Source organism: Paraburkholderia translucens, from assembly GCF_020881035.1.
Classification (GTDB): Bacteria; Pseudomonadota; Gammaproteobacteria; order Burkholderiales; family Burkholderiaceae; genus Paraburkholderia; species Paraburkholderia translucens.
The window spans coordinates 1-15,160 of record NZ_JAJITC010000006.1; the positions used below are offsets into that span (position 1 = coordinate 1).

General features: G+C 60.9%; 13 protein-coding genes and 2 pseudogenes. 6 read left to right on the forward strand and 9 right to left on the reverse strand.

The features are described 5' to 3' along the window. Positions 1–362: 362 nt before the first annotated feature. The 9 genes and pseudogenes from LJ655_RS12340 to coxB form a co-directional block, all read right to left on the reverse strand. Complete coding sequence (locus LJ655_RS12340) at positions 363–629, reverse strand: ABC transporter substrate binding protein (protein ID WP_230561534.1); 267 nt, start codon at positions 627–629, stop codon at positions 363–365. 9 nt (positions 630–638) lie between these two features. Further along, complete coding sequence (locus LJ655_RS12345) at positions 639–1,244, reverse strand: ABC transporter substrate-binding protein (RefSeq protein WP_230561535.1); 606 nt, start codon at positions 1,242–1,244, stop codon at positions 639–641. 214 nt (positions 1,245–1,458) lie between these two features. Next, positions 1,459–2,208, reverse strand: coding sequence for a glucose 1-dehydrogenase (locus tag LJ655_RS12350; protein ID WP_230561536.1), 750 nt, complete (start codon positions 2,206–2,208; stop codon positions 1,459–1,461). A gap of 259 nt (positions 2,209–2,467) precedes the next feature. Continuing rightward, positions 2,468–2,668 (reverse strand): annotated as a pseudogene (locus tag LJ655_RS12355) (hypothetical protein); the annotation flags it as partial. 271 nt (positions 2,669–2,939) lie between these two features. Further along, positions 2,940–3,314, reverse strand: a complete 375-nt coding sequence (locus LJ655_RS12360; protein WP_230561537.1) for a sensory rhodopsin transducer — start codon at positions 3,312–3,314, stop codon at positions 2,940–2,942. Positions 3,315–3,482: 168 nt separating this feature from the next. After that, on the reverse strand, positions 3,483–4,817 hold the full coding sequence (locus LJ655_RS12365; protein ID WP_230561538.1) for a cytochrome c: 1,335 nt from the start codon (positions 4,815–4,817) through the stop codon (positions 3,483–3,485). A gap of 1 nt (position 4,818) precedes the next feature. After that, on the reverse strand, positions 4,819–5,295 hold the full coding sequence (locus tag LJ655_RS12370; RefSeq protein ID WP_230561539.1) for a hypothetical protein: 477 nt from the start codon (positions 5,293–5,295) through the stop codon (positions 4,819–4,821). Continuing rightward, positions 5,295–7,895 (reverse strand): cytochrome c oxidase subunit I, encoded by a 2,601-nt coding sequence (gene ctaD, locus LJ655_RS12375; protein WP_230561540.1) that lies wholly within the window; start codon positions 7,893–7,895, stop codon positions 5,295–5,297. Before ctaD ends, LJ655_RS12370 begins: the two co-directional genes overlap by 1 nt. Before the next feature lie 11 nt (positions 7,896–7,906). Continuing rightward, on the reverse strand, positions 7,907–8,968 hold the full coding sequence (coxB, locus tag LJ655_RS12380) for a cytochrome c oxidase subunit II (protein ID WP_230561541.1): 1,062 nt from the start codon (positions 8,966–8,968) through the stop codon (positions 7,907–7,909). Positions 8,969–9,837: 869 nt separating this feature from the next. Here coxB and LJ655_RS12385 point away from each other — a divergent pair. From LJ655_RS12385 to LJ655_RS12410, 6 genes and pseudogenes are all read left to right on the forward strand, one after another. Continuing rightward, positions 9,838–10,839, forward strand: coding sequence for an SDR family oxidoreductase (locus tag LJ655_RS12385; RefSeq protein ID WP_230561542.1), 1,002 nt, complete (start codon positions 9,838–9,840; stop codon positions 10,837–10,839). Further along, positions 10,836–11,243 carry a trehalase-like domain-containing protein gene (locus LJ655_RS12390; RefSeq protein WP_230561543.1) on the forward strand — a complete coding sequence of 136 codons (408 nt, stop codon included), beginning with the start codon at positions 10,836–10,838 and terminating at the stop codon, positions 11,241–11,243. The genes LJ655_RS12385 and LJ655_RS12390 overlap by 4 nt, the downstream gene beginning before the upstream one ends. A 297-nt stretch (positions 11,244–11,540) precedes the next feature. After that, positions 11,541–12,617, forward strand: a complete 1,077-nt coding sequence (locus LJ655_RS12395; protein ID WP_230561544.1) for an LLM class flavin-dependent oxidoreductase — start codon at positions 11,541–11,543, stop codon at positions 12,615–12,617. 97 nt (positions 12,618–12,714) lie between these two features. After that, positions 12,715–12,885: pseudogene (locus LJ655_RS12400) on the forward strand (class II aldolase/adducin family protein); the annotation flags it as partial. Continuing rightward, a complete protein-coding gene (locus LJ655_RS12405) occupies positions 12,885–13,481 on the forward strand; it encodes a cysteine dioxygenase family protein (protein WP_230561545.1) in 597 nt (198 codons plus the stop codon). The pseudogene LJ655_RS12400 and the gene LJ655_RS12405, both read left to right, overlap by 1 nt. Next, positions 13,478–15,085 carry a rhodanese-related sulfurtransferase gene (locus tag LJ655_RS12410; protein WP_230561546.1) on the forward strand — a complete coding sequence of 536 codons (1,608 nt, stop codon included), beginning with the start codon at positions 13,478–13,480 and terminating at the stop codon, positions 15,083–15,085. The genes LJ655_RS12405 and LJ655_RS12410 overlap by 4 nt, the downstream gene beginning before the upstream one ends. Positions 15,086–15,160 lie beyond the last annotated feature (75 nt).

A 15,160-nucleotide genomic window follows, 5' to 3' on the forward strand; every position in this document is an offset into this window, starting at 1 on the left:
ACTCACAGGCCAAACTCAACGCCGTGGCACGAAGGCTGAACGAGCGCCCAAGGAAGACTCTGGATTATGAAACACCGGCAGAACGATTCCATCGAACTATTGCATCGACCGGTTGAATCCGCCATCGGAAGCTGCCGCTGAGGTGTCACTCGACCCTATGACCGCAGAGGGTCGACTTATGCCTTCTGCCTATTCGCTGCAATCAGCGATTGATCGAGGCCTGCGTCGGACCGGGGTCGGCCATGAGCCACCATTCACTCGGTGGCGCCGAAACCAGTCACTCGCCGCGAAATTGCTGATTGGTTCAAGGCGAAGTGAAGCTTAGAGCGACCTTGCTGTCCGCTGGACATATAGTCTTCCAGTTATTGCGCAATCGAAGTTGCCTGAGCAAGCAACTCTGCTGGAACCGTCACCTCCAGTTTTTCCGCAGTCTGAAGATTTATATGCAGCTCGTGCGATAGAGCAGCCCGGATGGGCAATTCCCCCGGCTTTGCGCCTCGAAATATCTTGTCGGCATGCCAAGCCATGCCTCGAGCCGCCGAAGCCAAACTCGTGCCGTAGCTGAACAGTCCTTGTGCGTCGACCATCGAGACAGGGAATATCGACGGCAGTTTGCTTGCAACTGCCAAGTCGGATACCTACTTTCTACATGCTTGGTTGATCGGTTCCTCCAGTACAACGAGGGCCTGAGCGTTTTCCTTTGCCATTGCCTCGAACGCCTTACCGTATTCCGGATTAGGCCCCTCAACACGAATCAGTTGCGGCTGAACAGTTAAACTTTGTGCTGCTTGGCAATTCGAGTCGGACAGGCACAGCGAAACGCCCCTGTCACTCAGCATTGCGACCCGTTCGAGTCGGGGATTTAACGCCTTCAGGAATCCGAGTTGCGACACTGCCTGTTGTGGATCGAAGGTGGTTACCCCCGTCACATTTCCCCCGGGATGCTCAAGGTCTGAGGCCAGCCCGTCACCGATAGGCTCTACGACAACGGCAAAGACAATCGGGATGCTGGTAGTGACCGCTCGGACTGCGCGAACCGTTACCGCGCCAATCACGGCAATGAGGTCGGCTCCCAGGTCAACGATATCCGCCGCAAACTGCGGTAAACGCTGAAGTTGCCCTTGCGCCGCACGAAGCTCGAAAATAACGTTCTTTCCCTCGATCCACCCTTGGTCGGCTAACCCTGCTTTGAAGCCATCCATAGGGTAGGCAGAGCCTGCGACTACAATGCCGATACGCATCATTTGCGGTACCTTTGCGTTGAGGTGGCCCACTAGAGAATCCTAGTCACGCGGCTCCAACTGCGCAACTTGCTCAATTTGGCCAGGGCGCCGCCGGTCGGCATCGATGCAATCTTTAACTGCGCTATTCGTTTCCGGTCGGCTAGGGCAATCTCAGCGCCAACGCAATGAGCGGCATCGCTGACTAAAGCCGATGCCGCCCACCTGCCGCGTTCTCTTAGACTTGTGCCATACCGCCATCGACGGTTAGTTCGATGCCAGAGATATAGCTGCTATCGTCGGATGCAAGGAACAGAGCCGGCTTGGCGATTTCTTCCGCGAGACCAATGCGGCCTAGTGGCACCTGCGAAGCCATGCCCGACTTGAAGCCTTCAATTTGTTCGTCGGTGAGGCCAGTCTTGCCGAAGATTGGTGTATCTATGGGACCCGGGCTGATCGCATTCACACGAATTTTGCGTGCCTTGAGATCCGTCGTCAACGTACGAGCCAACGAACGCACCGCAGCTTTTGTGGCCGAATAAACGCTGAACGCTTCCACACCCTTGGACGATGCAATCGATGCGTTCAAAATGATCGACCCACCGTCTGGCACGAGCGGAAGGAGCTTCTGCACCGTGAAGTAGGTACCCTTCACATTGACGTTGAAGGTTTCATCGAATTGCGCTTCCGTGACCTGATTGATCGGTGCGAGTGAGCCCAAACCTGCGTTCGCGAAGATGACATCCACGCGGCCGTATTTCGCTTTCACATGGTCGTGAAGTTTGTCCAGATCCGACAGCCTGGAGACATCGCCCAGCACGCCTTCCGCGTCAGAACCGATGCTTTCCACCGCTTCATCCAGCTCCTTCTGGCGGCGTCCCGTGATGATGACCTTCGCTCCTTCCTTAGCGAAGAGTTGGGCCGTTGCCAAGCCCATGCCGCTGTTTCCACCCGTGATTACGGCGATCTTTCCCAGTAGTTTCGTCATGTCAGTCCTCGATTGAATGTTTGACTGGAGCAGGCCTGTCCTCAAGCGCTGTTCAGTCGCTAAGGATTAGCGGCTCCCGTCACCGTTGACATCGGTTGCGTGGGGTTTGGCAGACTATAGGCGCGGTGCATCGCGGGAGATAGTAGGTGGCGACGAATACACTCGTCGGCTCAAACGAATAATCAAAATGCTATCGTTTTGAGGCTAGGGACCAAGCGCCGAATATGTTGACGACGGCCCAATGCGCGCGCTGCCTTATCACAACTTTGTCGTCGAGCGTCACATTTGATAGCTCGAGAGTGAGCTTGCCGCCGTCGGGCATGGCGCCGCGCGCACTCATTGCCCGATTCACGATCACGTTTGCCGGTTGATGCGGTTCGACGGTGGCATTGGACAGGCCGCCGGCAACGACCGACTCGATCGCAATCGTCTCGTCCAGCGCCCGTCGCAGAAGATCATCGGGGGCCCCCGACTGGTCTCAGCGCGAGCGCTGAGACCAGTGAAGGCGATGCTAGCCACCAATTGAAGTCGCGGGTTGGCGCCAAACCCTTGTGGTGTGCTGCGCTGGCCCGGTCGTCAGACCGACCGCACTAACGGCCGTTGCACGTTGGAAACGGCCATCGGCTAAGCGCTGCGCTGAATGACCGCTCCGGGTCGAGGGTGTTTGTTCACCAGCATCGTGATTCCTGTCGCGGAGCTGTTCGGCACGGCATGGTTCGTATGTGCAACGCTCAGTCGCTCCCAAATCCGATGGTGGAGAGCAGTGCCAGTTCGGCCTGCCGGGAGTCGAGCCGCGAATGTTGCACCACTATCGGCACGTCAGACTCGAACACACTAGCGTACTCGGTCCCGGTGGGAATCTGCTCGGGCTCTGTCAAATCGTTAAAGCGTAGATGCAAAGTCCGTCTTGCCGGTACGGTGACGTGATAAGGACCTGCGGGTTCGCGATCCTTGAACAGAATTGTTATCTGGATATGCGCTTCGCGTTCTCCTGCATTCAGAATGCAGGCTGCTTCATGGCTCGCGAGGTCCGGGCTGGCTCCAGTCGAGTACGGTGGCAAATAGCCCTCCGCGATCGCCCATCGTCTCTTACCGATTTCCTGCATGGACCACCTCCTGGATAGTTGCGTGCGTGGCACAAAGTTGTCCCGCAATGCCCATGCCAGAAGCGCTGCACTTTTGCGGCGAATGGCGAGGCCAATTGCCCGCTAACCATGCTGGGAAAAGCGCGGGTATATCACGGCACGCCCTTCTTCGCGCATGCTGCCGGTGTATCACTGGTGAATTGCGGCGCGCAGCCGTTCGACCTCGCGATCGGAGACGGGGGCGGCATGATTGCCCCAGGCGTTGCGTACAAAACTGACCACCTGGGCGATTTCCGAACTGGTCAGTTGACCGTGGAATCCCGGCATCTTTTTCGGCTCAGGTCCTGTCTCAGTCGGCGGGCTTTTACTGCCTTCAATGACGATGCGCATCACGGATGTCGGATCTTCCGCCATTACGAGTGGATTCCCTGCAAGCGCGGCTACCTTGCCTGGCTGGCCGCGGCCGTCGGGCTGATGACAGCGTGCGCAAAAAGACAGATATATACCGGCGCCGGGTCGCTCTACCTCGCCTGTTTCAAGGCTGCGCAAAGTTTGTACGCGCGCGTGCGCGTCGTTGTCGAAACTGCCGTACGCCTCGCGCGGCGGCAGCGACTTGAGGTAGGCAGCGATAGCTTGCAGATCGGATTCAGTCATGTATTGAGTGCTATCGCCGACCACTGGCGCCATCGCGCCGAACGCGATAGCCCCTGAGCCGTGCCCCGTACGAAGGAAGGCAACAATATCCTGTGCAGACCAGCGACCCAGACCGCTCCCCGGGTCACCGGTCAGGTTGGGCGCAAGCCAATGGTCGATGACGCCGCTTGTCAGATACCAGGGCGACTTTTCGCTATAGCCAAGTTCGTTGTATGCCGGGCCGCGCGGCGTGTGACAGGCGCCGCAGTGCCCCAGACCTTGCACGAGGTAAGCACCCCGGTTCCATCGGGCGGTGTGCTTCGGTTCGGGGGTGAACTGTTCCCGGTTACCGAACGCGTAGGTCCAGAAAAGCATGACCCAACGTTGATTGAAGGGAAAGGGCAAATGGGTCTCAGGCGCGCGTTTCGCTGCTGGCCTGACGCCATGCATGAGGTAGGCGTACAGTGCAGTTACGTCATCATCGCTTATGTTCGCGAATGACGCGTAGGGCATCGCCGGATAAAGCCGCTTCCCGTCGCGGCGCTTGCCTAAGCGCAACGCATCGGAGAACTGCTTCAGCGTGTACTGTCCGATTCCGAAGGTGGGGTCGGGTGTAAGGTTGCTGGCGTATATCGGACCAAATGGAGAATTGACCGGCATGCCTCCGCCGAGCGGCGTATGGTCGGCCGCATCATGGCATGCACTGCAGTCACCTGCTTTCGCGAGGTATTCGCCACGCGCAATGAGGTTGACGTCATTGATGGCCGGCGACTGGGCGTTGACGTCAGCGGCAAGATGGTCCTCAGCGCTTCCGCTGCAACCACCGGCTGCCAGCGCGATCGCGAAGCCCAGCGCGACGGCGATCCCGTGAGATATCATCGGCGCGTTCATATCAATGCCATCGGCTGCAAGAGACGAGAAAAATTTCTGCGAGGACCGTGAATATCAGTCCTACCGCGAATCCGCAGCCGATCATGGCGCTACACATGGCAATAAAGCGCTTCCGGCCGATCTCCTCCTGATCGCGAGGCGGCTGCCTCGGCGGGCCGCCGTTCTCCTGTCGATCCTTGATCCGTTGCTCTCTGGCGTCCAGCAACACGAACCCATAAGCGGCCAGCGCCGCGCACGCAGCGGAAATCAGGAAGGCCACTGCCGATGTCCCGTACAGCCACAAATGCATATGAGAAACACCGGGGGACGGCAGGGGCGTCGTGGTTGCATCGCAGGTCTGGGCGGACACGGCCTCGGAAACGATGACCTGCAGCAGCCACGCGCCCGGCGAAACGAAGAAACCGGCGCCGGCGAAGATCCACAGGCGGCGCTTCTCCGCACGCGATAGGCGCCCCTGGCTGGAGACCGGGCTTTGCATCACTGGCCCCTCATCCAGAACGGCGTCGCGTAAAGCGACGTGAAGATGAATAGCCACACAACGTCGACGAAGTGCCAGTAGATCCCGCCAATTCGCAGCGGCGCACTGCGCTGCTCGTCGAAATACCCGAGTGCAATCCATGTGGCTAGCAACCCGAGAATGACCAGTCCAACAAGAACGTGCGCCATGTGGAAACCGGTGATGGTGAAGTAAAGCGAGCCATACAGGTGTGCCGTCAATCCGTAAGGATGGTCGTGCCACTCCTTGAGTTGTATTCCGACGAACAGGAACCCCAGGACGATCGCGACCAGCATCCATACGAAGGAGAGCGATCTTCTGCTTTTCTTCAATGTCCGTTCAGAGAACCACGCAAAAACACTACTGAGTATCAGAACGCTCGTGCTCAGGGCACCCACGCCGATTTTTGGCATACCTTCGGGCGGCCACGCCAGTTGCGTCTGCGACTGCGAGTAAAAATAGCTAAAAAGCAGATAGCCGAAGAGACTCGCCTCTGTCGCCACCAGCGCAAGCACCCCCCACCACCCTCCCGAGTGCTCGCCTGCGCTGCCCACAGGAAGCGCCTCGCCGTTCAATGCGGTTCGCTTCGGCCCCATCTGTTCCGGAGTTGGGGGCTCCCTCTGCGCGAGCGACCGGCGCGGCCACAACCACGCGATCAAGGTAACGCCACAACCGACCAACGCGATGACGGTTCCTGCAGCAAAATGCAACAACATCGTCAGGAACGCTAGCGCGGCGAACAGGCCGAGGAAAAATGGCGACCAGGCGTCTTCAGGCATCTTGAGAATCACATCGGGCTTGCCGCTGAATGGCTGCACGCCAAGCGCCTCTCTGCCGTCGTGCAGAAGATATCCTTCCTCCAGACTCGAGCGCCGCCCCGTGGGCTGCAAACGATCCTCCCACATGGGATGGCGTGACTGCACGATAGGTAAGACCGCAAAATTGTAGGGCGGCGGAGGCGATGCCACCGACCATTCCAGCCCCGGTGCGTCCCACGGATTGGGCGGCGATTTCTTCCCGCGTCGTGCTGAAAGCAGTGCATTGATCACGAAAAGCACAATACCGACGCCGAGCACGAACGAGCCAATGGTCGTGATGAGATTCGATGTGTCCCATCCCATCCCGTCAGGGTAGGTGTACACGCGTCTAGGCATCCCCAGCAGGCCGGAGATGTGCATCGGGAAAAATCCGAGATTGAAACCGACAAAAACTATCCAGAACGCAATCTTGCCGAGACGCTCGTTCATGAGACGACCCGTGAACTTGGGGAACCAGTAGGTGATGCCCCCGAGTACCGGGAAGACGTTTATGCCGAGCAGTACGTAATGAAGGTGCGCAACGATGAAGTAAGTCTCGTTGAGTTGCCAGTCGAGCGGCACAGCCGCAGTCATGACGCCTGATACGCCGCCTACCACGAACATCAGCACGAAACTGGCAAAGTAAAGAAACGGGACGGCGAAGACCGGGCATCCGGTCCAGATCGTCGCGATCCACGCAAAAACGGCCACCGCACTGGGAATCGAGATCAGCACGCTCGCCGCGCCGAAGAACGCGAGTGCGAGCGGCGCGATGCCCGTGGCGAACATGTGATGGATCCAGACCTCGAAGCCAATGATCATGGTTGCGACCGTGGACATCGCCACCGCAGCATAGGCGACGAGCGGACGCCTGCAGAACGTTGGCAGTCCGTCGGACACGATGCCCATCGCCGGAAGCGCAACCACGTAGACCCAGGGGTGCGCAAACATCCAGAAAAGATGCTGCCATAAGAGCGGGCGGCCATCGGACGAAACATCAAAGAAGTGCGTGCCGACATTGCGGTCCATCCATAGCAGAAAGAATGCAAGGCTGACCGATGGAACAGCAAACAGGTTGGCGAACGAGACGGTCAGCGTTCCCCAGACAATGATCGGCAGCCGGTCGATCGACATGCCAACGGCGCGCATCCGAAAGAGCGTCACGACGAAGTTGATCGCCCCCACTGTCGTGGATATACCAAGCAACACCATGCCGAGAGCATAGACATCGATGTTGGGACCGCGGTTGTACTGGAGTGACGAGAATGGCACATAGTTGAACCAACCCGCGTTGGGCGCTTCTCCAAATGGGAAACTGCAATAGAGAAACAGGCCAGCGAAAAGAAACACCCAGTACGACAGCGCGTTCAGACGCGGAAACGCCATGTCGCGCGAACCAAGCATGAGTGGCCAGAGATAGTTGGCAAAGCCGCTCAATACGGGCAGCGCATAGAGAAAGATCATCGTCACGCCGTGCATCGTGAACAGTTGCGCGTACTGCTCGGGAGAAAGCAACGTCTCGTTGGGCTGTGCAAGTTGCAGGCGCATCAGCAGAGCCTCGACCCCGCCGATCAGAAGAAATCCGAACGCAGTGACGATGTAGCGCAAGCCGATTTTCTTGTGATCCACCGTCGTAAAGAAGCCGCGCCACCCCGGCTCTCCTTCCCATATCTCGCGCAGCCGTTTTTCCGCATCCGAACCTTGCGGCACCCGACCACGTTCAGGCTCGCGCCGGAATGCCGACCGTTTGGCCTGTACCAAGCTGCGACCACTCGTCGTGGACATCGTTGTCTTCCTTACCTAAGAGTGGCGAGGTACGCCCAGAGATCGCCCGCCTCCTTCGGCGAGAGCTTCATGTCAGGCATGAGCGCGCCGGGTTTGATCTCCTGCGCGTGCTGGACCCAGTCCATCAAATTCCCCGGCGTATTGACGACGGTGCCCGCCGCGATGAGCCTGCGCGAAAGGACGTGCGTCAGGTCTGGCGCCTGCACGCCTCGTGAGTGGCTGCCGCGAATCGAATGGCATCCTGCGCAGCGCTTTCCGAACAGTTCGGCACCGCGCTCGGACGGTGCGGTTGAGGGAGCGGGCGCCGGCGCCCGCTGCGCCGCCAACCATCGTTCAAAATCAGCCGTGTCCTCCGCATGCACTTCGAAGGCCATGTGCGCGTGCTGAAGGCCGCAATACTGCGTGCATTGGCCGCGGAACACACCAGGGCGGTCTGCCTGAATCCACTGGCGGTTGATCACGCCCGGTATCGCCTGGGTCTTGCCCGACAGCTTCGGCACCCAGAACGCGTGGATGACGTCCGCGCTTTTCAGCAACACGAGCACCGGTGCACCCACAGGTATGTGCAACTCGTTAGCGGTCGTGAAGTGATCCTGTCCGTCGACATAGTCGACTTTCCACCACCAGTCGTACGCAGTGACGGTGACGGTCAGCGCTGGCTCGCGAGGAGGATCCGCGACGGTTGCAAGCACGGCAAGCATATAGACTGCAATTCCAAACAGCGCGACGGTAGAAATTGCCGTGCCGACGTAGACGAAGCGCGTGCCTCCTTCGGTGCGGATCGAATTGGACTCGTCCTGCCGCCGGCGCCGGACCATCGCGAAGATGAGCATGACCGCGATGATCCCGCATACGAGCATGGAAATCGCCGCGAGCGCCCACCCGAGATGTAATACCGGCTGCGTTGCCGGCCCCTCGCTTCGCAGGAAATAGGCGAGCGGTGTTTTACCGGCAGCCAGCGACGCTGTTTGATCCGGCGCATTGCTATCAGCCCACGCGCCATCGGCGAACGCGATCGCCAACCCGAGGCTATAGCCGATGGCCTGTCTACTCCAGCGACGCTTGCAGATCACATCATCTCCTTGCGCTACGCGTGACGAGCCATCTGTAGTTCGGGTACGCCGTCATCCGCGACCGTTGCGCTCGCATTCGCAAACGGTATGCCGCGCGCGTGCCTCGGTTTAAGACGTGTGATCTGCCCGACGAATGTTCTTCGGAGTCGTGGAAAGCCGCCAAATCGATTAACGACAGCAATTTGTGTTCCCCGGCATCACGGAAGTTGGCCCGATATTCATTAACAAAACTCCTCCTGTTATGGCACGGCATGCCATATCTGTGCGAGTCCGGGCGTCCCGCCAAGGCGTCTCGATGGCATTCAGCTAAATTTCATCGTCGCTCCATGTCGGTACCGCACATATCACGCTGTGCTTTTTACAATCAATTGAAACTTCTCCGGCGGTGATAGCGCGCTGTCAGTTCTAACCGTTGCCCATCGTCTACGCGGTGGCTGAGGATGTCGAATTCTTCGGCGCAGGCGGACGAACCGGCAGTTCGGCGCGTCATCACAGGCGCTCACCGTGCCAATGGATGACGACTGAAAGCGGCATACGAATTGCAAGAAAGACACGCCGGTTGGGCGCAAGAACCGGGAGAAGGCCGACGTCGAGTTCATTCCGTCACGCCACGAAGAGAGAGCATCAGGGCGCGGCTCCTCGACGTTCCGCTCTCTGCGCTGCTCGGCCTGCTTCGTCGCACGGTACCGGGTACGGCAGCGGCGGCTTCACAACGAAGGAAGCAACGCCTTTTACCGCGCGTCGCTCCTTTAAACGCTTCAGAAACGCGGGATATCAGGTCAGGAGCCGCGCAACGGCGGTAAGTCGGCACCGCCGTTGCGGCCCGTCGGAACTTATCGCTGAAACACAATTCCCGAGGGAGTTCACGAATGGGCCAAGTCGTTGTCGTTACAGGAGCGAGCGCCGGCGTAGGGCGCGCGTGCGCAGAAGAGTTTGCGCGGCACGGCTATCGCGTCGCCCTCCTCTCCCGAGAACCCGCGCGTCTTCAGCGCGCTGCAGACGAGATTCATGGTGCTCACGGAGTGGATACGCTCGCGGTGCCGACGGATGTGGCGGATGCGTCGCAGGTCCTTGCCGCCGCGGCGCAGGTCGAAAGCTCGTTGGGTCCGATCGATGTATGGGTGAATGTAGCCATGGCAACGGTCTTTGCGCCCGTCTCGATGCTGACTCCCGAGGAAATCGAGCGCGGCACGAGGGTTACGTACCTGGGCCAGGTACATGGCATGGTGGCGGCGCTCTCCCGGATGCGTCCACGAAATCGCGGGACGATCGTCAATGTCGGCTCTGCGTTGGGCTATCGCTCCGTTCCGCTTCAATCGGTCTACTGCGGTGCAAAAGCCGCGATTCGGGGGTTCACCGATTCTCTGCGCTCAGAACTCATCCACGATGGTCTTCAGGTTCGCCTCACGATGGTCGACCTGCCCGCGATCAATACGCCGCAGTTCGATTGGGCGCTCAACAAGATGGGGCGTCGGGCGCGGCCGGTGGCGCCGGTCTTTCAGCCGGAGGTTGCCGCGCGCGCGATCTTCTTTGCCGCGACGCACCGCCGTCGCGAGGTCTGGGTAGGCTTTTCGACCGTCAAGGCCATACTTGCCAACCGGATCGCGCCGGCGTTGCTTGACCGCTATCTTGCTCGGTCGGGCTATAGCGGCCAGCTCACCGACCAGCCCCTGGCCGACGGCACGGCAGGAAATCTGTTCGCCCCTGTCCCGGGCAACTTCGGCGCCCACGGACGATTCGATGACGAGGCAAGGCAAACGAGTTACCAAATGCTGACCGACCGCCACCGCGCGTTGTTTTGGGCGGTGGCGGCCATCGGCGCTGCCAGCCTCATCAGGTCGCTAGTCGATCGGCGGAACTCGCAAACATGAGCCCCCGGATCGCCGACTATGCGCTAGTCGGCAACGGCGAAACCGCCGCACTGGTCAGCCGCGAAGGAACGATCGACTGGCTGTGCTGGCCGCGATTCGACGACGACGCCTGCCTCGCCGCTCTTCTCGGAACGCCGGACAACGGTTGCTGGACACTAACCCCCGTCAAACAGGCCATTGGACAAAACCGGCGTTATGTACCGGACACCCTTATCGTTCAAACCGACATCCAGACAGCAGACGGTGAAGTGCGCCTGATCGACTTCATGCCGATAAGTGCGTCACATAACGCGATCATCCGGATCATCGTCGGGTTGAGTGGCGCCGTGCTGATGCGCTCCACGCTGCGCCTGCGCAATTCCGAGCCGAATTCGCTCAGTTCACGTCGGGACGATATCAGCTAGACGCCCGGGAGCCGGGAATCGCTCAACACCGGGGAAGAGCCCCCCTGAGACTGCGCGACCTATCGATTGGCGCAACGCCGGTCGCGACAGCAGGGGCATTCAGACCAACCAGTAGAACGCGTCGCCCGCACAGCCCCCGCACAACATGCACAGCCGATATGTTTATCTGAATTTACTATTTAGTGTTTGCATAACGCAGTGTTAGCCTCGCTTGCATCGTCCGCACACGGTCGTTCCGCGTTGCGTCTGTTGCGGCATGGGATTCTCCATCGAACCGGATTTCCGCAAGGAGCTAACATGAGCGTCGAATTCATCGGCATGATTCAACAGCGCAAGGTGTCGGAGACGCACCTTCCACAGGGCCCGGCGGTCGACACCGACTACGTGCGCGCCTTCGCGCAGGCGCATGAGAACGCCGGCTTCGATCGCATTCTCGTTCCGCACAGTTCGACGAGTCCCGACGCGACGATCACGATTGCGTATGCGGCAAGCGTGACATCGAAGGTTCATTTCATGCTCGCGCACCGCCCGGGCTTCGTCGCGCCCACGCTCGCGGCGCGGCAGATCGCCACGCTCGATCACTTCTCGGGCGGACGGCTCGCCGTGCACTTCATCTCGGGAGGAAGCGATGAAGATCAACGGCGCGACGGCGACTTCCTCAGTCACGACGAGCGTTACGCCCGCACCGACGAATACCTGCAGATTCTGCGCCGCGTATGGACGGAAGATCAGCCGTTCGACCACGAAGGCCGCTTCTACCGCTTTGAAAAGGCATTCTCCGAAGTCAAACCGAAGCAGTCGCCGCACGTGCCGATCTACTTCGGCGGCGCGTCCGAGCCTGCCCTCGCCGTCGCGGGCAAGCACGCCGACGTCTATGCACTGTGGGGCGAATCGAAACAGCAGGTGCACGAACAGGTGACCCGCGTTCGAGCCGAAGCCTCGAAGCATGGCCGCAACGTGCGGTTCTCCGTCTCGTTCCGGCCCATTCTCGCGACAACGGAAAAAGCCGCGTGGGAACGCGCCGAACACATCCTCGAAGAGACCCGCCGCCTGCGCGTCGAACAGGGATTTTCGCGCGGCGGTCCGCAACAGAGCGAAGGCGCGCGTCGGCTGCTCGCTGCCGCAGGCGATGGCGTCCGCGCTGACGAGCGTCTGTGGACAGCGGTGGCCAGGGAAATCGGCGGACGCTCGAATTCGACCGCGCTCGTCGGCACGCCGGAGCAGGTCGCGCAGACCCTCTCCGAGTACTACGAACTCGGCGTCACGACCTTCCTGATCCGTGGCTTCGATCCGCTCGAAGACGCGATCGACTACGGCCGCGAACTGATCCCCGCCACGCGCGAGCTGACTTCACGCTCGCGTCGCGCCGCCTGACAGGAACGATGCCGCCATGAGTACTGTCAACGCGATTCGCCCTTCTCTCGCCTTTCGCGAGACGCCCGTGCGCAAGGTCTGGTTCGACGAGGAAGGCAACGTGTGCCACACGCAACTGCTCGCCGAAGCGGCTGGCACGCAGCAACCGATTCCGCACCAGGCGGCTGCGCTCACCCGTCAGCAGGTGGGCCGCGCCAATGGCGCCCGCTATTCATTCGACAGCCTGTACGAAGGCCTGCTCGAAACGGAACAGGATCTGCTCGACTGATGGCCATTCACCCACTGCGTCAGTTCGTCGGCCGGATCGCGGAGCTTGTCGATTCGAACGTGCATGAGAGCGTGCTGCTCGAACGGGGCAAGCTCGCCTTGCGCGAGCTGATCCGCACCGACGACTGGCTGCCCCCCGCTTACGCGCAGCCGTCTCCCGAGCGCTATCAGCAATTCCTTCTCTATGCCGATGCGCGCCAGCGCTTCAGCGTGGTCAGCTTCGTGTGGGGACCAGGCCAGCAAACGCCGATTCACGACCACACGGTGTGGGGCCTCATCGGCGTGCTGCGCGGCGCGGAGCTTGCTGCGCCCTACGCGCGCCGCGACGACGGCTCTCTGCATCCAGGCGGCGACGAAGTCCGCCTCGATACGGGCGACGTCGCAGCGGTGTCTCCGTCGATCGGCGACATCCATCGCGTGCGCAACGCCTATGAGGATCGCACCTCGATCAGCATCCATGTATACGGCGCGAACATCGGCGCCGTGCGGCGCTTCACCTACTCAGCCGATGGCGCGCCGAAGCCGTTCATCTCCGGCTATTCCAACCAGACACTCCCGAACCTTTGGGACCTCAGCAAGGAACAACCTCAGCGATGAAGTCATACCCTGTGCGCACTTACGAAGCCGTGCGCCAAGCATTGCTCGCCCGACAGGAAATCGCGCTGCTCGACACGCGCGAGGAAGATCCGCACGCCCAGGCGCATCCGTTGTTCGCGGCGAATTTCCCGCTCTCGAGGATCGAACTCGACGCCTACACGCGTCTGCCGCGGCGCGACGTGCCGATCGTTCTGTTCGATGCCGGCGAAGGACTCGCGCGGCGCGCCGCTGATGTCTTCACGTCGCTCGGATACACACAGGTTGCGTTGCTCGCGGGCGGTCTCGACGGCTGGATTCGCGCCGGCGGCGAAGTGTTCCGCGATGTCAACGTGCCGAGCAAAGCGTTCGGCGAATTCGTCGAAGCGCAAAGGCATACGCCGTCGCTGTCGGCGCAAGCGGTGAACGCATTGCTCGTGAATGGGGACGACGTCGTAGTGCTGGACGCGCGCCGCTTCGACGAATATCAGACGATGAATATTCCCGGCAGCATCAGCGTGCCGGGCGCGGAACTCGTGCTGCGCGCACGTGCGCTCGCGCCGGACCCGAAGACGCGCGTGATCGTCAATTGCGCGGGCCGCACGCGCAGCATCATCGGCGCGCAGTCGCTGGTCAATGCGGGCTTGCCGAACCCGGTGTCCGCGCTGCGCAACGGCACGATCGGCTGGACGCTCGCTGGGCACACGCTCGAACATGGCAGCGAGCGCCGCTTCGATCCGCTAGCGGGCCTGGACGACGCGAATCTCAACGCGTCGCGCCGCACGGCGCGGGCGTTGGCGGATCGCGCGGGCGTGCAGCGCACGACGCTCGATGAAGCAACGCGTTGGGCAGCGGAAACTTCGCGCACCACGTATCGCTTCGACGTGCGCACGCCCGACGAATACGAGCGCGCGCATGCGCCAGGTTTTCAAGGCGCGCCTGGCGGCCAGCTCGTGCAGGAGACGGAGATGTTCGCGCCGGTTCGCGGCGCGCGCGTCGTCCTGTTCGACGACGACGGCGTGCGAGCGAACATGACGGCCTCATGGCTCGCGCAGATGAACATCGAGGTGTATGTCGCAGATGGCGCATCGGCGGAAGATCTCACGGCGAGCGGCGCGTGGCGAGGCGCGAAACCGCAGCCCGCACCGACGCCCGCCATTCGCGCCGGCGAACTGGCCGCACTGCTCGCGGATCCTGCCAGCGACACGCTCGTGATCGACGTCACGTCGAGTGCGAATTACGTAAAAGCGCACGTTCCGGGTGCCTGGTGGCTGATGCGTTCGCGTCTGTCACCGAACGCCGACGATCTGCGCGCGCTGCCCGATGCGAAGCAGTATGTGATCACTTGCGGCTCGAGCGCGCTGGCGTCGTTCGTTGCGCCGGAGATCGCGGCGTTGACGGGCAAACCGGTGCATGTGCTCGAGGGCGGCACGGCCGCATGGATCGCCGCGGGCCTGCCTGCGGAGGCGGGCGATCAACGGCTCGCATCGCCTCGCATCGACCGTTACCGGCGGCCTTATGAGGGCACCGACAACGCGCGCGAAGCGATGAACGCATATCTCGAGTGGGAGTATGGTCTCGTCGCGCAACTCGACCGCGACTGCACACATGGGTTCTTCGTGATCTGAGCCGGGCAGGTGCGGGCCGCTCGGCGTCGCGCAAGCTGACGACGCAAGCGTCCTGCTCAAACTTGCTCGCTGCGT